Origin of the sequence: Arthrobacter crystallopoietes BAB-32 (assembly GCF_000328305.2) — a bacterium.
GTDB lineage: Bacteria > Actinomycetota > Actinomycetes > Actinomycetales > Micrococcaceae > Crystallibacter > Crystallibacter crystallopoietes_A.
On record NZ_ANPE02000129.1, the window covers coordinates 1 to 20,462 of the forward strand.

Sequence of the window (20,462 nt, forward strand, 5' to 3'; positions counted from 1 at the left end):
CTCCGGCGGGCGGGGCTGCGAGCGCGGGGAGGCTTGCCAGGAGTTCGGCGGCGACGGCCACGGCGATGGCGGCGGGGGCCTTGGCGGTGATGCCGGACAGGCCGATGGGGCAGCGGATGGTGTCGGCGTCGGTGTGCCCTTCGGCGAGCAGGCGCTTCCGGAAGCGCGCCCACTTGGCATTCGAGCCGATGAGGCCGACCTGCAGGTCGCCGCGGTGCAGGGCGGCGTCGCACAGCAGGAAGTCCTCGGCGTGGTCGTGGGTCATGATGTAGATGTGCGCGCCGGGCGGGAGGGTCCGCAGCACGGTCTCCGGGGCGGGGGCGTGATGTACGACGACGGTGGCAGGCCCTGCGGTCACGTCCGCCAACCGCAGCGGGTCCAGTTGGTCCGCCCGGCTGTCCACCAGGTGCAGGCGCAGGCGCAGCCGGGACAGGATCCGGGCGAGCTCGTAGCCGACATGGCCGACGCCGAAGATCGCGACGGCCGGGTCCACGTTCAGCGGCTCCAGCAGCACCTGCACCTCGCCGCCGCAGCACTGCCGGCCGTGCCGGTTCGCCACATGCTCGTTCAGCGCGAACGCCAGCGTTTCGGGGACGGTGGCTCCTTCGGCGATCATCGCGCGGGCCCGGTCGATCACTTCGGCCTCGAGGTTTCCGCCGCCGATGCTGTCCCAGGTGCTATCCGGCGCGACTACCATCTTTGCGCCGGCCTCCCGCGGGGCGTGGCCCCGGACGGCGATGACGGTCGCCAGCACCGCCGGGCGGCCATCGTCGCGCAGGCTCCGCACAGCGGCGAGCCAATCCATGGTCAGCGCCTCCTCGACCGGGCGGGCGCAGAACTGGATGGCTGGGCCGAGGGGACTTCACCGCGGGGCCGGCTGGCCGTGCCAGTCTCTGTGCCGACATCGCCGCTAACCCGCGGGCCGACGTCGCCGCTGTCCCGCAGGCCGGCTGAAACAGTTCTTTCGCCGGCGGCGCTGGAATCGGCCGCGGCCTCACGGGCGGCCTGGACCGCCCAGAATACGGCCTCCGGGGTGGCGGGGCTGGCCAGCTCAAGCGGCCGGTCGCCCGGTCCGAAAGCTGCGGCAGCCGCGCGCAGCGCCTCGCGGATGCTGAACGCGAGCATGAGCGGCGGCTCCCCCACCGCCTTCGAGCCGTAGACCACGCCGCTCTCGGTGGCCCGTTCATACAGGTGGACGTTGAGCTCCTCGGGCATCTCGGAGAAGCTGGGCAGCTTGTAGGTGCTGGCGGCCTGGGTCGCCAGCCGGCCCCGGTTGGGCCCGTCGGAGACGTCCCAGCGCAGTTCCTCAAGGGTGAGCCAGCCCGTCCCCTGAACGAAGCCACCCTCGATCTGCCCAAGGTCCACCAACGGCGACAGGCTGTCGCCGACGTCGTGCACTATATCCGTGCGCAGGAACCGATACGCGCCGGTGAAGCCGTCCACTTCGACCTCGGAAACCGCGGCCCCGTAGGAGTAGTACTTGAACGGCTCGCCCTGCATCCGCGAGGAGTCCCAGTGGATGCCGTCCGTGCGGTAGTAGCCGGCGGCGAACAGCGGGATGCGTTGGAAGTAGGCGTCGTTGGCCAGCTGGGCGAAGGAAATGTCCCGGTCGTGGAAGCCGACGCCGGTGACGCGCCCGTCGACGAAGCGCACGTCGTCCGGATGGATGTTGAACTTCCGGGCGGCGACCTCGGCGAGCCGGTCGCGGATCTGCTCGCAGGCGTTCTTCACAGCCCCGCCGTTGAGGTCCGAGCCCGAGCTCGCCGCCGTGGCGGAGGTGTTGGGCACCTTGTCGGTCCGGGTCGGCGCGAGCCGCACGAACGCCAGCGGGATCCCGAGCGCCGTCGCCGCCACCTGGCGCATCTTGGTGTGCAGGCCCTGGCCCATCTCGGTGCCGCCGTGGTTGATCAGCACCGAGCCGTCCTTGTACACATGCACCAGCGCGCCGGCCTGGTTGAAGGCGGTCAGGTTGAAGGAGATGCCGAACTTCACCGGCGTCATGGCCAGGCCGCGCTTGGTGTGCTCGTGCGTGGCGTTGAACTGCCCGACCTCCGCCCGGCGCCGTTCCAGGTCCGCACGCCCGGACAGCTGCGTCCAGATGTCCCGCAGCCGCTCGGCGTGCCGGACGGGCTGGCCATACGGCGTGCTCTGGCCGGGCAAGTACAGGTTGCGGCGGCGCAGCTCGGTCGGGTCGATGCCCAGCGCCGGCGCGCAGCGGCCCAGGATGTCCTCGATGACGAGCATGCCCTGCGGCCCGCCGAAACCGCGGAACGCCGTCTGCGAGGTCTTGTTCGTCTTCGCGATCCTGCCGTGGACCTCGACATCGGGAATGAAGTACGAGTTGTCGATGTGGCACAGGGCCCGCGCAAGGACCGGCTCGGACAGATCAAGGCACCATCCGCCGTCGGACGTGATGGTGGCACGCAGCGCCAGGAGGTGGCCGTCGTCGTCGAAACCCACCTCCCATGTGGCGTGGAACGGATGCCGCTTGCCGGTGATGGTCATGTCCTGCGTGCGGTTCAGCCGCAGCCGGACCGGCCGCCCGGTCAGCACGGTGCCCAGCGCCGCGATGGCAGCCAGGCCGTGCGGCTGCATCTCCTTGCCGCCGAACCCGCCGCCCATGCGCAGGCACTGCACGGTGACCTCGCTGCTGGTCAGGTCGAGCACGTGGGCGGCGATCTCCTGCGTCTCCGACGGGTGCTGCGTCGAGGAGTGGATGAAGACCTGGCCCGCCTCGTCCACGTACGCGAAGGACGCGTGGGTCTCCAGGTAGAAGTGCTCCTGGCCGCCGAGCTCGAACGTCCCGCTGAACCGGCGCGGCGCCCGCTCCAGCGCAGCGGCGGCGTCACCGCGGGAGAGCGTGGGCTGCCCGCCCTGGAAGCTGCCGGCGTCGATCGCCTCGGTCAGTGTCAGCAGCGAAGGCAGCACCTCGTACTCCACCTCCACAGCCTCGGCGCCCAGCCGGGCCGCTTCCGGGGTCTCGCCGAGCACCCAGCAGACGGCGTGGCCGTAGTACATCACCTCGCCGGGGAAGAGCGGTTCATCCTCCTTGGTGCCTGCGTCGTTGACGCCGGGAACGTCCGCGGCAGTGAGGACGCGTACGACGCCGGGAATCGCCATTGCGGGTTCGGCGCGGAGGGCGGTGACCCGGGCATGGGCATGCGGGGCCTGGACCGGCCAGGCGTGGAGGCAGCCGGACATGCGCGCGACCAGGTCGTCCGTGTACAGGGCGGCGCCGGTGACGTGCAGCGCGGCGCTTTCGTGGGACACGGTCAGGCCGACGACGGGATCGACGGGGCGGTCGGCGAGCGACTTCATCGGGCCACCTCCAGGTCCGGCAGGTTCTCGGCATGGAAGCGCAGCACGGCCTGCTCAAGCATGGCGGCGCGGTAGCGGGCGCTGGCCCGGTGGTCATCCAGCGGGGTGCCCTCCCCTGCCATGATGCGGCCGGCTTCCGCGGCGCTCTCCCGGGTCAGCTCCCTGCCGGTCAGGGCGTCCTCGGTGGCGCGCGCCCGGATCGGCGTCGCGGCGACGCCGCCCAGGCCGATGCGCACATTAGTGACAGTGGCGCCGTCGAACGTTGCCGCGAAGGCGACGGCCACCGAGGAAATGTCGTCGAAGCGCCGCTTGGCGATCTTGTGGAACGCCGTGCTGGGAGCCAACGGGAGCGGGATGCGGACCGCACGGATGATCTCGCCGGGCTCGCGGACGGTGCGGCGGTAGCCGGTGAAGTAGTCGGCGAGCGCGACCTCCCGCTCGCTCCGCTTGGACGCCAGCACCAGGACGGCGTCCAGCGCCAGCAGGACGGGGGCGGCGTCGCCGATCGGCGAGGCGGTGCCGAGATTGCCGCCGAGCGTGGCGCTGTTGCGGATCAGGCGCGAGGCGAACTGCGGGAAGAGCTGGCTGAGCAGCGGGACGCGGCCGTCCAGCCCGCGCTCGATCTCGCTCAGGGTGAGGGCCGCGCCGATTTCGATGTGTTCCTGTCCGAAGTGCAGCCCGCGGAGCTCCTCCAGCCGGTCGACGGCGAGGACGAGCGGCGGCCGGGCATGCCGGATATTGCGCTCGACGCCGACGTCGGTGGCGCCCGCCACGAGGACCGCGTCCGGTTGCTGCTCAAGTCGCTCAAGCAGCTCCTCCAGCGTGCCCGGGCGGACAAAGCCCGAGGCGTCCGGTGCGGAACGGCCGGGCCCGGAGCCGCCCGGCCCGGAACGTGTCAGCTTCACGACGGGTGGCGGGGCAGCCAGGCGAGCGGCGAGCGGATCGTCCCCGGCGGGCTGCCCAAGGGCGTAGGCGGCGTCGCGGATCGGCCGGTAGCCGGTGCAGCGGCACAGGTTGCCGCTCAGGGCGTGCAGGTCGAAGCCGTTGGGGCCGTGGTCGGCGGCGGGCCCTTCGCTGCCCGCCGGCTGCCGGTCCGGCCGGTAGTACTCGGCCGCCATCGCACAGACGAACCCGGGGGTGCAGTAGCCGCACTGTGAACCGCCGCGGTCCGCCATCTCGCGCTGGACCGGGTGCAGCTCCTGCGCCACCCCTGCACCGCCTGCGGTACCGAGCCCCTCGGACGTAACGATCTCCCCGCCGTCGAACGCCAGGGCCGGCGGCAGGCAGGAGTTGACCGCCGTCCACCGAGTGCGCTCCGGACCGTCCGACCGCGCGACTAGGACAGCGCACGCCCCGCACTCGCCCTCCGCGCAGCCTTCCTTGGCACCCGTCAGCCCCAGACCGCGCAGCCAGTCCAGCAGACTGTCATTCGGGCCGGCGGCGGATCCCCGCACCAGGCCGTTGACGTTAACTTCGATCGGCTCCATTGCCTCACGCTCCTCATCAAGAGGGAGTTGCCCCTACCGATCGAGCCTAGTTGCTGGCCAGCCGGACCTCCAGAGGGGTTCCATGCTGAAGGCGGCGCGGCCTGAGTCATCGATTGGCCACTACTGGCTGGATTGAAGCTGGATTGGGCCCGGAATCCAGCCGCTAAAGGCCAATCGATTTGCCGGGCTGCCTCTTCCCCGAACTGCCCGGGCGGCAGCTGCTGCAAGGCCGGCTGCTGACGCCAGCAAGGTGGCCGCAGACGCGAGGAATGAGTTGCCGGTCTGCGGTGTTGCCTAGAATGTTCTGCTGGAAGAGGCGCGGCAACAGCTGCCGGAGCGTCCACCATGACGGCGAGGAGCTGATTGACGATGGCCAAGAGCGGCCTGCTGGCGCTGATGCGCGAGGACCTGAAGGCCGCCCGGGCCCAGGACCCTGCGGCCAACTCGGATTTGGAGGTCGGCGCTGCCTACTCGGGCGTGCACGCCGTGTGGGCCCACCGGGTTGCGCACGCAATGTGGCAGCGTCCGGCCCTGCGGACGCCCGCGCGGCTGCTGTCCCAGTTCGCCAGGTTCCTGACCGGTATCGAAATCCATCCGGCGGCAACGCTCGGGCGGCGGGTCTTCATCGACCACGGCACCAAGATCGTCATCGGTGAGACCGCCGTCATCGGGGACGACGTGATGATGTACCAGGGCGTCACCCTCGGCGGCCGCGCCCTCGACAAGACCAAGCGGCACCCCACCATCGGCAACCGGGTGATGCTCGGCTCCGGATGCCGCATTCTTGGACCCGTGACCGTAGGTGACGATTCCGCAATTGGCGCGAACGCCGTCGTCGTTACCGATATCCCGGCCAATAGCGTGGCGATCGGCATTCCGGCACAGTTCCGGCCCAAGGACGGCAGCTACCCGTGGGACCCGCGGCTGGACCTGATCGACCCGGCGTTCCTGGTCTAGGTTGCCGCGCCGCCGGAATCCGGCAGCACGCTGACCCGGATCCGGCCGATCCGCAGCCGGTCCATCGAGAGCACAGTGAACAGCCGGCCAGCCTCCTCCACCCGGTCGCCGGCCTTCGGCATGCGCCCAAGCCGGTCGATCATGAAGCCGGCCACCGTCTCGTACTGCCCGTCCGGAAGCCGCACGCCGGACAGTGACGCGAACTCCTGGAGGATGAGGCCGCCGTCGATATCGATGGTGCCGCCGGACCGCCGCACCCGGTCCTCGGGCTCCGCGCCGGCGTCGTACTCGTCGTAGATCTCGCCGACCAGTTCCTCCACCAGGTCCTCCAGCGTCACGATCCCGTCCGTGCCACCGTACTCGTCGACGACCAGCGCGATGTGGTGGCCCTCCCGCCGCATCCGCGAGAGCGAAGGCAGCACCCGGTTGGTCCCCGGCAGCGGCAGCAGTTCGCGCACGATGTCCTGCACGACGGCCCCGCGGTCCCCCTCGGCGTGCGGGATCAGGTCGCGGATGTGGATGAAGCCCAGCACGTCGTCCGGTGTCCTGCCGATCACCGGGTAGCGGGAGAACGGCAGGTTCCGGGTGTAGGCGCGGGCCTCCTCGAGGGTCAAGTCGCCACGGATGAATTGGACTTCGGTGCGCGGCCGCATGACCTCCTGCAGCAGTCGGTCGCCGGCCCCGAACACGTCGGTCAGGATGCTGCGGCTGACCTCTTCAAGGGCCTCGTTCTGCGACACCATGTCCCACAATTCCTGCGTGGACACAGCCTCCTCGCGGGCGGTCGGATCGCGGCCGAGCAGCCGGAGGACCCCGTTGGTCGACGCGGACAGCAGCCAGATGACGGGACGCATGACCTGGGCGAAGACGTTCAGCGGCGGGGCCAGCAGGCGGGTGAAGCCGACGGCGGTCTGCATGGCCAGGCGCTTGGGCACCAGTTCGCCCAGCACCAGGGACAGGTAGGCGACCAGCAGCGTCATCCCGATCAGGGCGCCGGTTTCCGCCACCGCGCCCGGCAGGCCCCAGCCCTGGAGCACGGGGGCGATGTCCGGCGCGATCGTCGAGGCGCCGTACGCCGCGGAGAAGAAGCCGGACAGCGTCACGCCGATCTGCACCGCGGACAGGAAGCGGTTGGGATTGCGGGCCAAGCCGGCAATCCGCTCGCCCCGCGGCCCGGACTGCTCGATCCGGCGGATCTGGCTCTCCCGCAGGGACACGAGCGCCATTTCCGTGCCGGCGAAAATCCCGCCCAGCAGCACGAAGAACAAGACCAGCGCGAGGTTCAGCCACGTGTCGGCGTCCATAGACTGACCCTACCTAACTCCAAACACGGGGCCGATGCCCCTTGCGGGCCGGGGCGGGCAGGCCGAAACTGCTCCCATAGGCCTCGACCTGTAGGAGATGACCGCCATGAAGCCCGGTCACATCATCATGCTCGTGCTGGGCATCCTGCTCTCGCTCACCGGTTTCGCGCTGGCCGCCTCGTCGGCTTTCCTGGGCGTGGTCCAGTCCGCGCAGGACGAGGACGGCTACCTGGTGTCGGACCGTGTCCGCTTCACCGCACCCACGCACGCCCTGGTCAGCGAGCCTTTGGAGGTTGTGCTGGACGAGGCGCTGCCGCCGGGGATGCGGTCCGACAACTTCAGCGTCATGCTCCGCGCAGCAGCCGTGCCGCGGGACCAGGAGATCTTCATCGGCATCGCGCAGACCGCACAGGTGGACGCCTACCTGGCTGACGTGGCGCATTCGCAGCTTGACGACGTCGGCTTCGCCCCCTTCGAGCCCGACTATCGTGAGGTGCCGGGTACCGCAACACCCGCTCCTCCCGGCGACCAGGCCTTCTGGGCGGTCTCCGCCTCGGGCCCCGGCGAGCAACGGATCACATGGGACCTGCAGTCCGGCGACTGGACCGTTGTGGTCATGAATAACGACGGCGGCGCTCCGGTTTCCGCGGATCTCGCCGCGGGCCTCCGGCTGGGTTTCCTGGGCCCGCTGGCCATCGGGCTGCTCATCGCCGGCCTGGTCCTGCTGATCATCGGCCTGCCGCTGCTGCTCCTCGGCGCCGCCGGCCTCGGCCGCCACCTCCCGCCTGGCCCCGCCAACCGAGGGACCGACCGGCCCGCCTACCCGGACCACCCGCCGGCCTACCCGTATCGTGCACCGGCTAATTCCACCTCCGACGCCTACCCTGGCAATGCTCCCCCGGCAGGCGCTTCCCCTGCGAGCGCTCCTCCGCCTGGCAACCCCACGGACGGCAAGCCCTACCCGGCCCTGCTCTACGGCCAGCTGGACCCGGGGCTCTCCCGCTGGCTCTGGCTGGTCAAGTGGCTGCTGGCCATACCGCACTACATCCTGCTCTTTTTCCTCTGGTTCGCCTTCGGCATCGTCACCATCGCCGCCGGCTTCGCCATCCTCTTTACCGGCCGCTACCCGCATTCGCTGTTCAAGTTCAACGTCGGCGTCGTCCGCTGGAACTGGCGCGTCGCCTTCTACGCCTACGGCGCCCTGGGAACGGACCGCTACCCACCGTTCACCTTGGCGCCCGCCGCTTACCCGGCGGAGTTCGACGTCGCATATCCCCACCGCCTGTCCCGCGGCCTGGTGCTGGTCAAGTGGTGGCTGCTGGCCATCCCCCACTATCTGGTCGTCGCAATCCTGACCGGCTCTGCCTACACATGGTGGGCGATGGACGACGACTGGGACAGCTACACCCGCGTCAGCACGCCGTCGCTGCTCGGCCTGCTGGTCTTCATCGCCGCCGTCATCCTGCTCTTCACCGCCCGCTACCCGCGCGGACTGTTCAACCTGGTCCTCGGCATCAACCGCTGGGTCTACCGGGTCACCGCCTATGCAGCCCTGATGCGCGACGACTACCCGCCCTTCCGGCTCGACCAAGGGCCTGCTGAACCGCTTCCGATGTCCGGTCAGCCGACGCCCGACCAGGCACCCGGACCAGCCACCGGAGCCGGCCCCGCCACATCCCGATAGTCCGCGGCTAGGCCAGGTTGCCTTCGATTTCGTCGGCTGCCCGCTCAAGCACGGCGCCCATGGCCGGAAGTTGGCGCACCGCTGTGTTCCACAGGATCCTGTCCTGGACGGACTCATAGCCATGGGCGAGCAGGTTGCGCACCCCGGACAGCTCTCGCCAAGGGACTTCCGGGTACCGTTCCCGGATGTCGTGTGGAACTTTTTTCGCCGCCGAATCCAGATCAATGAACAGGGACTTCAGGGCGGCCCGGTTGATCCAGCCCGCCTCGCTGAAATGTCGAGCTTCGCCGAGAGCAACCAGCTCAGCGGCCCGATCGATGAAACCAGCCATGTTTCTGAGGGGCTTCGCGACCCGGGCTGGCGTTCCGGCCGCCAGGGAGGAAGTCGGAGCCGCCGGCGGCCTCGGTGTGAACAGTGGCCCGTCTTCAGCACCCTTCACAGGGGGACTGCCTCGTGCTCGATAGATTCCATGACCCTGCCGGTTCCGCCGGACTGGACAATGTCCACCCTGAAGCCGAGGGTTTCCTCGAGGTCCAGGGCCAGGCCCGCAAGGTCGAAGATCGAGGCATCCGGTCCGGCGTCCACAAGCAGGTCGATATCTGAGTCCGGAGTGTCTTCACCGCGCACCGCCGATCCGAAGACCCTCACGTTGTCCATCCCGCGTTGCCGCGCCAACTCGATGACCTCAGCGCGATGTGCAGCCAGGACCACAGACGGGCGCGGACGCAACGCTTTGAGGAGTCGCTCCAAGGTCTCGGGGCGAGGCTTGCGGCGGCCGGACTCGTAGGCGGAGATATTGGGCTGGCTGACGCCGGAGATGTCGGCAAGCTCGGTTTGGGTGAGCCCCAGAGCCTCGCGCAAATAGACCAAATCCACTTCCATTCCCCGATTATATCGAGCCGATATAGCACCGTCGCTAATCGATCTGTCGCGCAGCCGCTCCTTGCGCCGCGTCGTCCGCCCGCGCAGGACGGGCAGCCATACGCCAAAAAGATTGTCCCTCCTACAGGAATGTCTTAAGGTGGCGGCCATGACCACCGAAAACCCTGATCCCCACATGGGCGATGTGCCGGACAAACAGCTCCACCGCTGGAAGGGCGAGGGCGGAGCCCTGCCTCCGGAGCCCGAAGCCGAACAGAATCCTGAAGATTCGGAAGACCCCACGGCGAAGCCCGAGGAAGCCTGAGCACCGTCATCCACTCGGCCCGCCAGGTCGGGCCCGCCGAAATCAGCCCGGGTTCCTGGCTGCTGCTTCAAGACGGCCGGATCGCTGACGCCGGCACGGGCCCCTGGCCAGGAACCGCTTCCGCCGCTGCCGGCACCGGCCCGTGGCCCCGCACGTCTTCCGGCGCCGAGCCCGTCCGCGAGATCGACGCCGCTGGAGCCTACCTGGTGCCTGGCTTCGTCGATATCCATTGCCACGGGGGCGGCGGGGTCTCCTTCGAGGACGACGGCGATATCCGCCTTGCGCCGGAGACCCACCTCGCGCACGGCACCACCAGCCAGCTGGCGTCGCTGGTGGCCAATCCCCTGGAGACCATGGAAGCGACCCTGCGCCGCCTGGCCTCCTCGGCCGCCGGGTCCGCAACGGTCAAAGGCTTCCATCTCGAAGGGCCGTTCCTCGCGGCCAGCCGCTGCGGCGCCCACAATCCAGCCTTCCTGGTGCCGCCGACTGCAGCGGCAATCGACCGGCTGGTGGAAGCGGGCGGCGGCCTGGTCCGCCAGGTCACGCTGGCTCCCGAGCTGGACCACGGCTTCACCGCGATCAAGCGGCTCGTTGACTACGGAGTGACGGTAGCCATCGGGCACACGGACTGCGATTATGACACCGCCCGCGCCGCCTTCGACGCTGGAGCCAGCGTCCTCACCCACACCTTCAATGCGATGAGCGGCTTGCATCATCGATCACCCGGCCCGGTGGCGGCAGCCTTCGACTCCCCGCACGTCACCCTGGAACTGATCGCCGACGGTATCCATGTGCAGGATCCGCTGGTCCGTCTGGCCTTCCAGGCCACTCCAGGCCGGGTCGCCCTGATCACCGACGCGATGGCGGCTGCCGGCGCCGGCGACGGCCGCTACCGTCTCGGCTCCCTGCCGGTCAACGTCAGGGACGGCGTCGCCCGGGTAACGGAAAGCGGCGCCATCGCCGGCAGCACGCTCACCATGGACGCCGCAGTACGGCGGGCCGTTGCCGCCGGCATCAGCCTGCCCGACGCCATCTCGGCCGCCACCTCCGTTCCCGCCCAAGCCGTCGGCCTGCTCGACGAAACCCGGCCGGCCGGCAGCAACCCCGGCAGCCTCGCCGTCGGCTCCCCCGCCGACCTGGTACTGCTCGACGAGGACCTGCGCCCCCTGAGGATCTGGCTCGCCGGAGAGGAATACCCGCGGGCCGGACTCCCTAACTAGAGCAGAACGGTGGGATCGAAGCAGTCCCTCGTGCCGCCGTCGTACTGGAACGGCCGGTCATTCAGGACTGGCCGCTTCTTCCAGCGCCGCTTCCACCGCTGCACAGAAAGCATCGACATCTGCGGCCGTCGTATCGAAGGCGCACATCCATCGAACTTCTCCGCGGGCAGGGTCCCAATCGTAGAAGCGGTAGTTCTTGCGCAGCCGCCGTGTTGCTTCGGCGGGCAGAACGGCAAGGACCGCATTGGATTCCGTTGGCTGGGTGAACGCCACCATCGGATGCGGTTCGAGCGTCGCGCGGAGCCGGGCCGCCATGGCATTTGCCTGCGCCGCAGAGCGGAGCCAGAGATCCCCTTCGTACAATGCAATGAGCTGGGCGGATGCGAACCTCATTTTCGAGGCCAGCTGCATGTTCATTTTTCGCAGGTACTTGAGTCCGGATACGGCATCGGGGTTCAGCACCATGACGGCCTCCCCGAAGATCACTCCGTTCTTCGTTCCGCCCAGCGAAAGAACGTCGACGCCGGCGTCCGTGGTGAATTCCCGAAGGGGACGCTGAAGGTGGGCGGCGGCATTGGGCAACCGGGCACCGTCCATGTGCAGTTTCATCCCACGCGCATGGACGTAGTCGGCGATCGCTTTGATCTCGTCCACCTGGTAGGCGGTGCCCAGTTCGGTTGTCTGGGTGATGGATACCGCGAGCGGCTGGGCGCGGTGTTCGTCGCCCCAGCCCCAGGCTTCCCGGTCAATCAGTTCGGGGGTGAGCTTGCCGTCCGGCGTTGCCACGGGCAGGAGCTTCATTCTTCCGACCCGCTCGGGCGCACCGTTTTCATCCGTATGGATGTGGGCGGTGGCAGCACACACCACGGCGCCCCACGGCGGCAGCATGGCCTGCAGCGCGAGCACGTTGGCGCCCGTCCCGTTGAAGACCGGGAACGCTTGTGCCTGGGGGCCGAAGTGGGCCGCCATGACGTGCTGCAGATGTTCGGTGTAAACGTCGTCGCCATAGGCCGGCTGATGCCCCTCATTGGCGCGTTCCAATGCGGTGATGATTTCGGGGTGGACCCCCGCGTAGTTATCGGAGGCAAAGTTGCGCAGGCCTGCATCGTGAAGACGCTGTCCTGCTGCTGAGCAGGTGTCTGTAATTGTCATGTTGTCCGGCTTTCTCTACTGCTTCTGGTTGCCGCTGCCGAGATCAGGCGAGGTGCTGCCGCGTCCCGTTCAAGTCGGAAGCCGGGGCTGAAAAGAGCGCGGCTACCTGGCCCGCGAGGTCCTTCACGTCGGTATAGCCCGGGAAGGTCCGTTGGGGCGCTGACAACCGCATGCTTTCGTCGACCAATGCCTTCACGACGAAGACGGTGGCAGCCGAAGTCTGCTCCTTCGGTTCGGTCTTGTGGCCCGACTGCGCCCGCCGGAAACCGTCGGCCATGGCCAGCACCCACGCTTCGGAGGCTGCCTTGATGGCCGCATATCCGGCCCCGGACGCGGTCGGTCGGGCGGCCGCGACTGCGGACACGATGGCCATGCGGCCCGCTGGTGAAGCCTCCAGGTCCGGGTAGAAGGTCCGCGAGGTATTCCTCAGAGTGGTCAGCACACTGGTATGCAGAACATTCCAGTCCTCGTCCGTTTGCCCGGGGATGCCTTCTCCCCCGCGCCAACCGCCAACCAGATGAATCAGCCCATCCACAGCCCCGAGATCACCCCGAATGCGGTCCGCGAGGTCGTTGACCGCGGACAAGTCGGCCAAGTTGCAGACATAGGGCCGCACGCCCTCGTGGGCTTCGGCGAGCGATTCCACGCCAGCCCGGTCCAGATCGACCGCGGCCACGCGCGCGCGGATACCCACCAGCGCTTCGGTTACTGCCCGGCCTGCGGCGCTGGTTGAACCGGCGACGACGACATTCAGCGGGAGCGTTGCGGAACCCGCGTTCATGCGGCTGCCTCCGTTGCCTTCGAGCCAAGATCCGACTCTCCGGTAATGCCGCAGGTGGATTCAATGACGGGCCGGATCTTCTTTTCCAGCGCTTCATAGAACATCGAGTAGGGGAACTCGTCGTCCAGAACCAGGTCGGTCAGCGCCCGCGGCGGTCCGGCGAGCGGGAGGGCATCCGGCCCCTTGGCCCACGTCGACGCAGGGTGAGGCGTGACCGTTGCGGAAATCAGCTTGTAGGCCTCGAGCCAGTGGGCGATCTTGGGACGATCGATCGAGCGCCAGTACAACTCCTCGATTTCCTGGCCCAGCGCGATCACCACGTCAGCGACGTTGTCCCAGTCGATCGTGAGCTTTGTGTCAGTCCAGTGCAGCACCCGGTGCTGGTGCATCCAGGCAAACAGCAACTGGCCTCCGAGGCCGTCATAGTTGCGTACGCGGGGCCCGGTCATCGCGAAGCGGAAAATCCGGTCAAAGATGACGGCGTACTGGACGAGCTTGGCGTGCTTGCGAGCTTCCGCGGATGACTCCTTGTCCTTCTCGATCTTCACCGACTCGCGGAAGGCCGTCAGATCGCACCGCAGTTCTTCGAGCGTGTACAGGAAAAAGGGCATCCGCTGCTTGATCATGAAGGGATCAAACGGGAGGTCTCCGCGCATGTGCGTCCTGTCGTGGATCAGATCCCACATCACAAACGTCGACTGGGTCAGTTGCTGGTCGTCCAGGAGGCCCGCAGCATCTTCCGGCAGCTCCAGCCGCGTAGTTTCAGCCGCGGCCCGCAGGACGCGCCTGAACCGGGCGGCTTCCCGGTCCGCGAAAATCGCACCCCAAGTGAACTCCGGGGTCTCCCGCACAGCCACGGACTCGGGGAACAGCACTGCCGAATTGGTGTCGTAGCCCGGAGTGAAATCGATGAACCGGATGGGCAGGAACAGTGCGTTCGAGTATTCGCCGGCTTCGAGTTCGGCGATGAAGTCAGGCCAGATGACTTCGATCAGCACAGCCTCCACAAACCGGTTCGTGCTGCCGTTCTGGGTGTACATCGGAAAGACGACGAGGTGACGGAGCCCGTCTGTACGGTGGAGCTGCGGCTGGAAGGCCTGAAGAGCCTCCAGGAAGTCCGGGACTGCAAAGCCTGCTGCTTCCCACTTCGCGAAGGCTTCCTGGACTTCGCCGAGATACTCCGCATCGTGCGGGAAGAGGGGCGCGAGCTCGGCTACGGATTCGCGGATTACTGCCGCCAGTTTGGAGGCGGTGGGCCGGTCAGCCGGCTCCGGCACGGAGCCGTCCTGAGCCTGGATGAGTTGAAGTTCCGTGGCGGCGTTCTTTAGGGCCGTCCACGCCGGGTTGGACCGCAGCTGGTGGTCGGCGAGCGTTTCGGAAATGCGCTGGGTAGCCGTGGGCATTGGCAATCCTTTCGAGCGGAGGCAGGTGAAGTACAACGAGAGCCTAGGCCAGAGTCAGCATGTCTAATGTCAAAACGCACGGAGCATAAGCAAAACGATTGCTCGGTCCCATGTGCACGCCCGGTTGCATGCGAGTTTTGCGTTCTTGGCCACATTTTTTGAGTTCGGGTTGCAGAGAAGCGTCGTTCTGACTTGCGCGCCGGTCCCGCAACCGGGCTCGCCCCTAGGTGAGCCGCCAGGCATCCAACCTGATTTGACCAGCAGCAAAGCTTGGCACGTGCGGCCGATGCGCCGCCGGTTCCATAGCAGCCAAACAAGCGCTCTTGCCCTCATGACGGCTATGACTTAGTAAATCTAATCCTTCCCATCTGGAATCATGGAGGACTGGTAAGACTTTCCGTACCTCCGCGGCAATATTTGCTTCACTTCGAGCCCCTTTTTCTTCGCGTGTTAGCTTGATCACCGTCCTTCCCGGCCGGGCCCGCCGGAAAGCTCACCCCCGCTACTACCTTCGGAGGAACAATGGGACTCAGCTCCCCCGTGCATACAGACGATCGGGCTACGGCACCCGGCACTCATGAATCTTCCCCAGCGACTGGGGCCGGCGGCGCCTCCAACGAACTCAAACGCGGGCTCAGCAGCCGCCACCTGCAAATGATTGCCATAGGCGGCGCCATCGGCACCGGACTCTTCGTGGCGTCAGGCGGCTCGATTGCCCAGGCGGGTCCCGGCGGCGCGCTCGTCGCCTACGTGCTGGTAGGGCTGATGGTGTTCCTGCTGATGCAGTCACTGGGCGAGATGTCCGCCACAATTCCGGTCGCCGGCTCCTTCCAGACCTTTGCCACCCGTTTCGTCTCCCCGTCCTTCGGCTTCGCGATCGGCTGGAACTACTGGTTCAACTGGGCGATCACGGTGGCCGCTGAACTGGTCGCGGCGGGAATCATCATGGATTTCTGGTTTCCGGGAGTTCCCGGGTGGATCTGGGCCGGAGTGTTTTTGCTGGTGCTGACCGGGCTCAACGCACTCTCGGCCAAGTCCTTCGGTGAGTCGGAATTCTGGCTCTCCCTGATCAAGGTCGCCGCAGTGGTTCTCTTCCTGACCGCGGGTGTGCTGATGATCTTCGGCATCCTCGGGGGCAACAGCCCGGGCCTGAGCAACTGGGAGAACCGCGATGAAGTGTTCCACGGAGGCTGGGTCTCGATCATCTCGGTCTTCATGATTGCCGGGTTCTCTTTCCAGGGCACCGAACTGGTCGGCGTAGCCGCAGGCGAAGCCAAGAACCCGCGGCGCGAAGTGCCGAAGGCGATCCGCACGGTCTTCTGGCGCATCATGCTCTTCTACGTTGGCGCCATCTTCATTATTGGCTGCCTGGTCCCGTTCAATGACCCGAGCCTGCTGGCCTCCGGCGAGGCCGATATCGCAGTATCCCCGTTCACCCTGGTCTTCTCGCGCGCGGGGATCGCCTTCGCAGCGGCCTTGATGAACGCGGTAATCCTGACCGCCATCCTTTCGGCCGGCAACTCCGGACTATATGCCTCCACCCGCATGCTCTATGCCATGGCCCACGACGGAAAGGCCCCGAAGATTTTCGGCCGCACCAACGCCCGCGGAGTGCCGATCCCGGCGCTGCTGGCGACGGCTGCCGTGGGGCTCTTCGGCTTCCTCTCGGCCATCGTCGGCCAGGGCGCGGCCTACTCCTGGCTGCTGAACCTGTCGGGGCTGTGCGGCTTCATCGTCTGGGCGGGGATCGCGATCTCCCACTACCGATTCAGGCGCGGCTTCCTGGCCCAAGGCAACAAGGTCAGCGACCTGCCATACAAAGCATCCTGGTTCCCCATCGGCCCGCTGCTGGCCTTCGCCCTGCTGCTCCTCGTGATAGCTGGGCAGAACTACGAGGCCGTGCTTGCCGGAAGAGGCATGGAAGTGCTGTCCTCCTACATCGGGTTACCGGTGTTCATCGCCCTGTGGCTGGTCCACCGCTACGTCACCAAGTCCAAGATGGTGCCGCTGCTCGAGATGGATCTCGCGGCGCCGGAGGACCTCAAAGAGGAACCTGCCAGCGGCTCCCGGTGACCCTGCGGCTGCCGCCGGGCTCCCCCAGGTCTTGCGGGGTCCCCGGCGGCAGTTGCCCGCTAATGACGTCGAGCAAGTACCGCCCTCGGTTCCTGCCTACAGTAGAGAGGTGGTTCCGAAGCAGTGTCCCGTCCCGCCGTCGTACATAAAGCGAATATTTTCCAGACCCTCGTTGCGGCCGCCAGCATTCCGATGGCTACGCTGGTGGCGCTTTGGGTGGTGGCCGGCCGGCTGCTGTTCGGGATCTCCGGGCCGATGACGGCCATCCTGGGCTACAGCCTCGGCCCGGTGCTGTTCATCCTGCTGCTCCTCGCCGGCGTCAAGACCACCGCCAATGCGCTGAAGGTCCGCCCGTTCGGCGCGCCGGTGAAGACCTCCGTCCTGCTGGTGGTGACCTGGCTGGTCGCGATCGGCTTCGGCTTCACCGTGCCGGACTTCGGCGAGAACGGCGGCTCCATCATGTCCGCGCTGGCCGGCGAGTCCGCACTGGGCATGTCGATCGCGCTCTGCAACCCGCTGGGCATTATCTCCGTCGGACTCTCCATCACCATCGCCGTTGTGTCCTGGCGCGACGCCAAGTACGGCCGGCACTGAGTCCACGCTGCGAAGTGGCCCGGGCCAAACTCCCGATGTGTTGAACTAGAGTTATCCACATCACAATGACGGACTCTTGGGGAGGCACGCATGGCAGATCCGGCCAATAAGCGTCCGCCCACGGCCCAGGCCTTCGCGCTGGCGGAACTGCGGCGCATGATCATCGCCGGGGAGCTTGAGCCGGGCCAGCCGCTCCGCCAGGACGCCCTCGCGGACCGCCTCGGGGTGAGCCGGGTTCCGCTGCGCGAAGCGTTCAAGATCCTGGAGGGCGAAGGGCAGATCGTCTACGAGCCGCACCGCGGCTTCAAGGTCGCCCGGCTGTCCCTCGAAGACCTTCTCGAGGTGTACCGCATCCGCCAGCTGCTGGAAACCGAGGCCGCGCACGCTGCCGCTGAGCGGGCGGACGAATCCGTCCTGCCGGCGATGAAGGACGCGGCCCGGGAAGTGGAACGCGCGGCGGACGCGGCCGATATCCTGGCGATGACCGAGGCGAACCGCCGCTTCCATTTCGTGCTGCTCTCTGGGGCCGGCATGCCCCGGCTCGAACGGCTGATCCAGGTCCTCTGGGATGCCACGGACACCTACCGGTTCATCTACTACGGCGTGCCGGCCAACCGGCAGCGCGTCGAAGAAGAGCACAACCTCATCATCGACGCCTTCGCCGACCGGGACGCCGAGCGCCTGGTCAAGTACCTCAATGAACACCGCGACCATGCCGTCGACGCGCTCCGCACCTTCCTCAACCGGCCGTAGCCCCTTGTGTCAGAAGCTGCCGCCTCGGTAACAGTTGTGTGACGGGGGTTACACCTTCCCTCAATTTTGTATACAGTCTCCAAAGTGAGTGAGTAACGAGACGGACGCGGCTGCAGGCCTTTCGATGCAGCCCGACTGCCTGAAGGGACTTTCGTGGAGAACTGGCTCGGCCTGGCCGAACGGCGCGTACTGGTTGCCGGCAGCGGCGGCATCGGCGCAGCGTGCGCGGCAGCCTTCACCGCGGCGGGCGCCAAGGTTGCCGTCGCCGATCTGGATGCGGCCAGGCTCGCCGGGCACGAGCTCCCGCTGCTCGCCGACTTCTCCACCACCGCGGGCTGCGAGGACGCGATTGCCCGGACTATCGACGCGCTCGGAGGACTGGACGTCCTGGTCCATGCCGTCGGCGTCAACCGCCGCGTGCCGGTGCTGGACACTACCGACGACGATTGGGACCGTATCCTCGACGTCAACCTTTCCAGCGCCTTCCGCCTCGGCCGGGCCGCCGGCCGGCACATGGTCGGCGCCGGTTGGGGCCGCCAGGTCTACTGTTCGTCCGTCTCCGGCCTGCTCGCCCATCCGGACCACGGGCCGTACGCCGCAAGCAAGGGCGGCATCAACCAGCTGCTGCGCGTGATGGCCCGCGAGTGGGCGCCGCACGGAGTCACGGTCAACGCAATCGCGCCCGGGTACACCGAAACGGACCTCACGCGCACCCACCTGGACAAGCCCGGAATCCGTGAGCACTACACCTCGCTGGTCCCGGCCGGCCGGCTCGGTTCGGTAGCGGATCTCACCGGCCCGGTCCTCTTCCTGGCCTCCGACCAGGCCGCCTTCGTCACCGGACACGTCATGTATGTGGATGGAGGCCGGACCCTTGTCTGACCGCTTCCCCCTCCTGCGACCGGACAGCTTGGACCCGGAGCAGCGCTCCCTCTACAAGGACATCACTGCGCCGCCGCGCGCCAACGGCCCCTTCCGGATCCTGCACGACGACGGCACCCTGGCCGGGCCGTTCAACGCGCTCCTGCATGCTCCCGCCATCGGCAACGCCGTCCAGCAGCTGGGGGCGGCGCTTCGCTTCCGCGGAACCCTCCAGGACCGCACCCGCGAGCTGGCGATCTGTGCTGTTGCTGCCGCGCTCGACGCCGAGTACGAGTGGTACGCGCACAGCCGGGTCGCCCGCAACGTGGGCGTGACGGACGCCGAACTCGACCAGGTCCGCAGCGGCGCTGTCCCGCCGAGCGCCACGGAGTGCGAGTCTGCAGCGCTGCTGCTCACGCGTGAGCTGATCGCCGAAGCCGGTGTTTCCGGCCGGATTTATGCCCAGGCCTTGGAACAGCTGGGGCACCAGGGCATCACCGAACTGACAGTACTGGTCGGCTACTACCGCACCCTTGCCGGGCTGCTGGCCGTGGCCGACGTCGCCGTCCCGGCCGAACCATCCGCCCTAAGCAGCGGGACCACGGAGAGATGAGCTTTACCCGCCCCAACGAACCCCATCACCAGCACGAGCACCAGAAAAGGGAGAAAACCATGCCCAGCACCTCGCCCAAGGCCCGCGGCGCGCGCCTCCTCGCCGCCGCAGCCGTTGTACCGGCGCTGTTCCTCAGCGCCTGCGGAAGCCCCGTTACCGAAGGCGGCGGCGGAGGCGGCGCCGTCGAGGGCGGCGGCGGCACCCTGTCCATCGCGACGGGCGGCACCGGCGGCGTCTACTACCCGCTCGGCGGCGGGTTTGCCACCGTCATCCGCGAGAACGTCGAGGGCTACGACGCCACCGTCCAGGAGACCAACGCCTCCGTCGACAACATGCTGCTGATCAAGAGCGGCGCAGCGCAGCTCGCGTTCTCCGTGGGCGACGTCGTGGCCGACGCCGTCGAAGGAGTCGGCGACTTCGAAGGCGATCCCCTCGACGTCTGCTCGCTGGGCAACGTCTACCACAACTTCCTGCAGCCGGTCACGGTCGAGGGCACCGGGATCCAGAGCGTCGAGGACATGAAGGGCAAGGTCGTCTCCGTCGGCGCACCGGGCTCGGCCACGGAGGTCGCCGCGGTCCGCACCATCGAAGCCGCCGGCCTCGACCCGGAGAAGGACATCGACCGGCGCCAGCTGGGCGTCGCCGAAACCGTGGCAGCCCTGCGGGACGGCACGATCGACGCCGGCTTCTGGTCCGGCGGTCTGCCCACCGGTGCGCTGATCGACCTTGCCGCGGACGGCGACATGGTGCTCATCCCGATCGGCGAGTATGCCGCACCGCTGGCCGAGAAGTACGGCAAGTACTACGTCCAGGACGACATCCCCGCCGGCACCTATGAGGGCCAGGACGAGGCCATCCCGGTCGTCGCGTCGCCGAACGTCCTCGTGGCCTCGAAGCAGATGGACGAGCAGCTGCAGCACGACATCACCGCCGCGATCTACGGCAACAAGGAACAGCTCGTCCAGGTCCACCCCGCCGCGGCCGAGCTCGATCCGGCCACCGCCGGCCAGCTGGAGTTCGTCGAAACCTGCCCCGGCGCGCAGAAGTACTTCGACGAGGCCGGAAGCTAACAGCCC

Annotated in this window: 19 protein-coding genes; 10 read left to right on the plus strand and 9 right to left on the minus strand. The window is 67.7% G+C overall.

Annotated features, from left to right (window positions below):
• From xdhC to D477_RS10645, 3 genes are all read right to left on the minus strand, one after another.
• A partial coding sequence (gene xdhC, locus D477_RS10635; protein ID WP_005269041.1) for a xanthine dehydrogenase accessory protein XdhC occupies positions 1-805 on the minus strand: 805 nt, incomplete at its 3' end.
• A gap of 2 nt (positions 806-807) precedes the next feature.
• Positions 808-3,318 carry a xanthine dehydrogenase molybdopterin binding subunit gene (xdhB, locus tag D477_RS10640; RefSeq protein ID WP_005269042.1) on the minus strand — a complete coding sequence of 837 codons (2,511 nt, stop codon included), beginning with the start codon at positions 3,316-3,318 and terminating at the stop codon, positions 808-810.
• On the minus strand, positions 3,315-4,805 hold the full coding sequence (locus D477_RS10645) for a xanthine dehydrogenase small subunit (RefSeq protein WP_005269043.1): 1,491 nt from the start codon (positions 4,803-4,805) through the stop codon (positions 3,315-3,317). The genes xdhB and D477_RS10645 overlap by 4 nt, the downstream gene beginning before the upstream one ends.
• Before the next feature lie 369 nt (positions 4,806-5,174).
• On the opposite strand from D477_RS10645, the gene epsC reads away from it, so the two are divergent.
• The gene (gene epsC, locus D477_RS10650; protein WP_005269044.1) at positions 5,175-5,762 is read left to right on the plus strand and encodes a serine O-acetyltransferase EpsC; all 588 of its coding nucleotides are present in this window, start codon (positions 5,175-5,177) and stop codon (positions 5,760-5,762) included.
• Here the strand turns inward: epsC and D477_RS10655 are convergent.
• Positions 5,759-7,066, minus strand: a complete 1,308-nt coding sequence (locus tag D477_RS10655; RefSeq protein WP_005269045.1) for a hemolysin family protein — start codon at positions 7,064-7,066, stop codon at positions 5,759-5,761. The genes epsC and D477_RS10655 overlap by 4 nt on opposite strands.
• Before the next feature lie 97 nt (positions 7,067-7,163).
• On the opposite strand from D477_RS10655, the gene D477_RS10660 reads away from it, so the two are divergent.
• Entirely contained in the window at positions 7,164-8,750 is a 1,587-nt protein-coding gene (locus tag D477_RS10660) for a DUF4389 domain-containing protein (protein WP_237740766.1), read from the plus strand.
• Between the two features lie 7 nt (positions 8,751-8,757).
• Here D477_RS10660 and D477_RS10665 read toward each other — a convergent pair whose 3' ends face one another.
• Complete coding sequence (locus D477_RS10665) at positions 8,758-9,081, minus strand: HepT-like ribonuclease domain-containing protein (protein WP_005269047.1); 324 nt, start codon at positions 9,079-9,081, stop codon at positions 8,758-8,760.
• Between the two features lie 104 nt (positions 9,082-9,185).
• Entirely contained in the window at positions 9,186-9,632 is a 447-nt protein-coding gene (locus D477_RS10670) for a helix-turn-helix domain-containing protein (protein WP_043846562.1), read from the minus strand.
• Between the two features lie 148 nt (positions 9,633-9,780).
• On the opposite strand from D477_RS10670, the gene D477_RS22660 reads away from it, so the two are divergent.
• Both D477_RS22660 and nagA read left to right on the plus strand, forming a co-directional pair.
• Entirely contained in the window at positions 9,781-9,936 is a 156-nt protein-coding gene (locus D477_RS22660) for a hypothetical protein (protein ID WP_190273552.1), read from the plus strand.
• The gene (gene nagA / locus D477_RS10675) at positions 9,933-11,156 is read left to right on the plus strand and encodes an N-acetylglucosamine-6-phosphate deacetylase (RefSeq protein ID WP_043846564.1); all 1,224 of its coding nucleotides are present in this window, start codon (positions 9,933-9,935) and stop codon (positions 11,154-11,156) included. The genes D477_RS22660 and nagA overlap by 4 nt, the downstream gene beginning before the upstream one ends.
• A gap of 57 nt (positions 11,157-11,213) precedes the next feature.
• Here the strand turns inward: nagA and D477_RS10680 are convergent, their stop codons facing one another.
• From D477_RS10680 to D477_RS10690, 3 genes are read right to left on the minus strand one after another with little or no spacing between them, the layout of a single operon-like run.
• Positions 11,214-12,308, minus strand: coding sequence for a threonine aldolase family protein (locus tag D477_RS10680; protein ID WP_005269050.1), 1,095 nt, complete (start codon positions 12,306-12,308; stop codon positions 11,214-11,216).
• Positions 12,309-12,351: 43 nt separating this feature from the next.
• Positions 12,352-13,089, minus strand: coding sequence for an SDR family oxidoreductase (locus tag D477_RS10685; RefSeq protein ID WP_005269051.1), 738 nt, complete (start codon positions 13,087-13,089; stop codon positions 12,352-12,354).
• Positions 13,086-14,492, minus strand: coding sequence for a DUF6421 family protein (locus D477_RS10690; protein ID WP_005269052.1), 1,407 nt, complete (start codon positions 14,490-14,492; stop codon positions 13,086-13,088). The genes D477_RS10685 and D477_RS10690 overlap by 4 nt, the downstream gene beginning before the upstream one ends.
• Positions 14,493-15,014: 522 nt before the next feature.
• Between D477_RS10690 and D477_RS10695 the strand changes: the two genes are divergently transcribed.
• The 6 genes from D477_RS10695 to D477_RS10720 all read left to right on the plus strand — a co-directional run bounded on the left by D477_RS10695 (position 15,015) and on the right by D477_RS10720 (position 20,456).
• The gene (locus D477_RS10695) at positions 15,015-16,565 is read left to right on the plus strand and encodes an amino acid permease (RefSeq protein ID WP_150110076.1); all 1,551 of its coding nucleotides are present in this window, start codon (positions 15,015-15,017) and stop codon (positions 16,563-16,565) included.
• 123 nt (positions 16,566-16,688) lie between these two features.
• A complete protein-coding gene (locus D477_RS10700) occupies positions 16,689-17,159 on the plus strand; it encodes a hypothetical protein (protein WP_005269054.1) in 471 nt (156 codons plus the stop codon).
• A gap of 90 nt (positions 17,160-17,249) precedes the next feature.
• A complete protein-coding gene (locus D477_RS10705; RefSeq protein WP_005269055.1) occupies positions 17,250-17,912 on the plus strand; it encodes a GntR family transcriptional regulator in 663 nt (220 codons plus the stop codon).
• 153 nt (positions 17,913-18,065) lie between these two features.
• Positions 18,066-18,794 carry an SDR family NAD(P)-dependent oxidoreductase gene (locus tag D477_RS10710; protein ID WP_005269056.1) on the plus strand — a complete coding sequence of 243 codons (729 nt, stop codon included), beginning with the start codon at positions 18,066-18,068 and terminating at the stop codon, positions 18,792-18,794.
• Positions 18,787-19,386 (plus strand): carboxymuconolactone decarboxylase family protein, encoded by a 600-nt coding sequence (locus tag D477_RS10715; RefSeq protein WP_005269057.1) that lies wholly within the window; start codon positions 18,787-18,789, stop codon positions 19,384-19,386. Before D477_RS10710 ends, D477_RS10715 begins: the two co-directional genes overlap by 8 nt.
• Positions 19,387-19,445: 59 nt before the next feature.
• Positions 19,446-20,456 carry a TAXI family TRAP transporter solute-binding subunit gene (locus D477_RS10720; protein ID WP_005269058.1) on the plus strand — a complete coding sequence of 337 codons (1,011 nt, stop codon included), beginning with the start codon at positions 19,446-19,448 and terminating at the stop codon, positions 20,454-20,456.
• Positions 20,457-20,462: the final 6 nt, after the last annotated feature.

Bases quoted from the DNA above. Each gene is read 5' to 3' on its own strand.
- D477_RS10690 (WP_005269052.1), bottom strand. From the start codon at position 14,492: ATGCCCACGGCTACCCAGCGCATTTCCGAAACGCTCGCCGACCACCAG.
- D477_RS10680 (WP_005269050.1), bottom strand. From the start codon at position 12,308: ATGACAATTACAGACACCTGCTCAGCAGCAGGACAGCGTCTTCACGAT.
- D477_RS10665 (WP_005269047.1), bottom strand. From the start codon at position 9,081: ATGGCTGGTTTCATCGATCGGGCCGCTGAGCTGGTTGCTCTCGGCGAA.
- D477_RS10720 (WP_005269058.1), top strand. From the start codon at position 19,446: ATGCCCAGCACCTCGCCCAAGGCCCGCGGCGCGCGCCTCCTCGCCGCC.
- D477_RS10685 (WP_005269051.1), bottom strand. From the start codon at position 13,089: ATGAACGCGGGTTCCGCAACGCTCCCGCTGAATGTCGTCGTCGCCGGT.
- D477_RS10655 (WP_005269045.1), bottom strand. From the start codon at position 7,066: ATGGACGCCGACACGTGGCTGAACCTCGCGCTGGTCTTGTTCTTCGTG.
- D477_RS10645 (WP_005269043.1), bottom strand. From the start codon at position 4,805: ATGGAGCCGATCGAAGTTAACGTCAACGGCCTGGTGCGGGGATCCGCC.
- D477_RS10670 (WP_043846562.1), bottom strand. From the start codon at position 9,632: ATGGAAGTGGATTTGGTCTATTTGCGCGAGGCTCTGGGGCTCACCCAA.
- D477_RS10705 (WP_005269055.1), top strand. From the start codon at position 17,250: ATGGCAGATCCGGCCAATAAGCGTCCGCCCACGGCCCAGGCCTTCGCG.
- D477_RS10660 (WP_237740766.1), top strand. From the start codon at position 7,164: ATGACCGCCATGAAGCCCGGTCACATCATCATGCTCGTGCTGGGCATC.
- D477_RS22660 (WP_190273552.1), top strand. From the start codon at position 9,781: ATGACCACCGAAAACCCTGATCCCCACATGGGCGATGTGCCGGACAAA.
- D477_RS10695 (WP_150110076.1), top strand. From the start codon at position 15,015: ATGGGACTCAGCTCCCCCGTGCATACAGACGATCGGGCTACGGCACCC.
- epsC (WP_005269044.1), top strand. From the start codon at position 5,175: ATGGCCAAGAGCGGCCTGCTGGCGCTGATGCGCGAGGACCTGAAGGCC.
- xdhB (WP_005269042.1), bottom strand. From the start codon at position 3,318: ATGAAGTCGCTCGCCGACCGCCCCGTCGATCCCGTCGTCGGCCTGACC.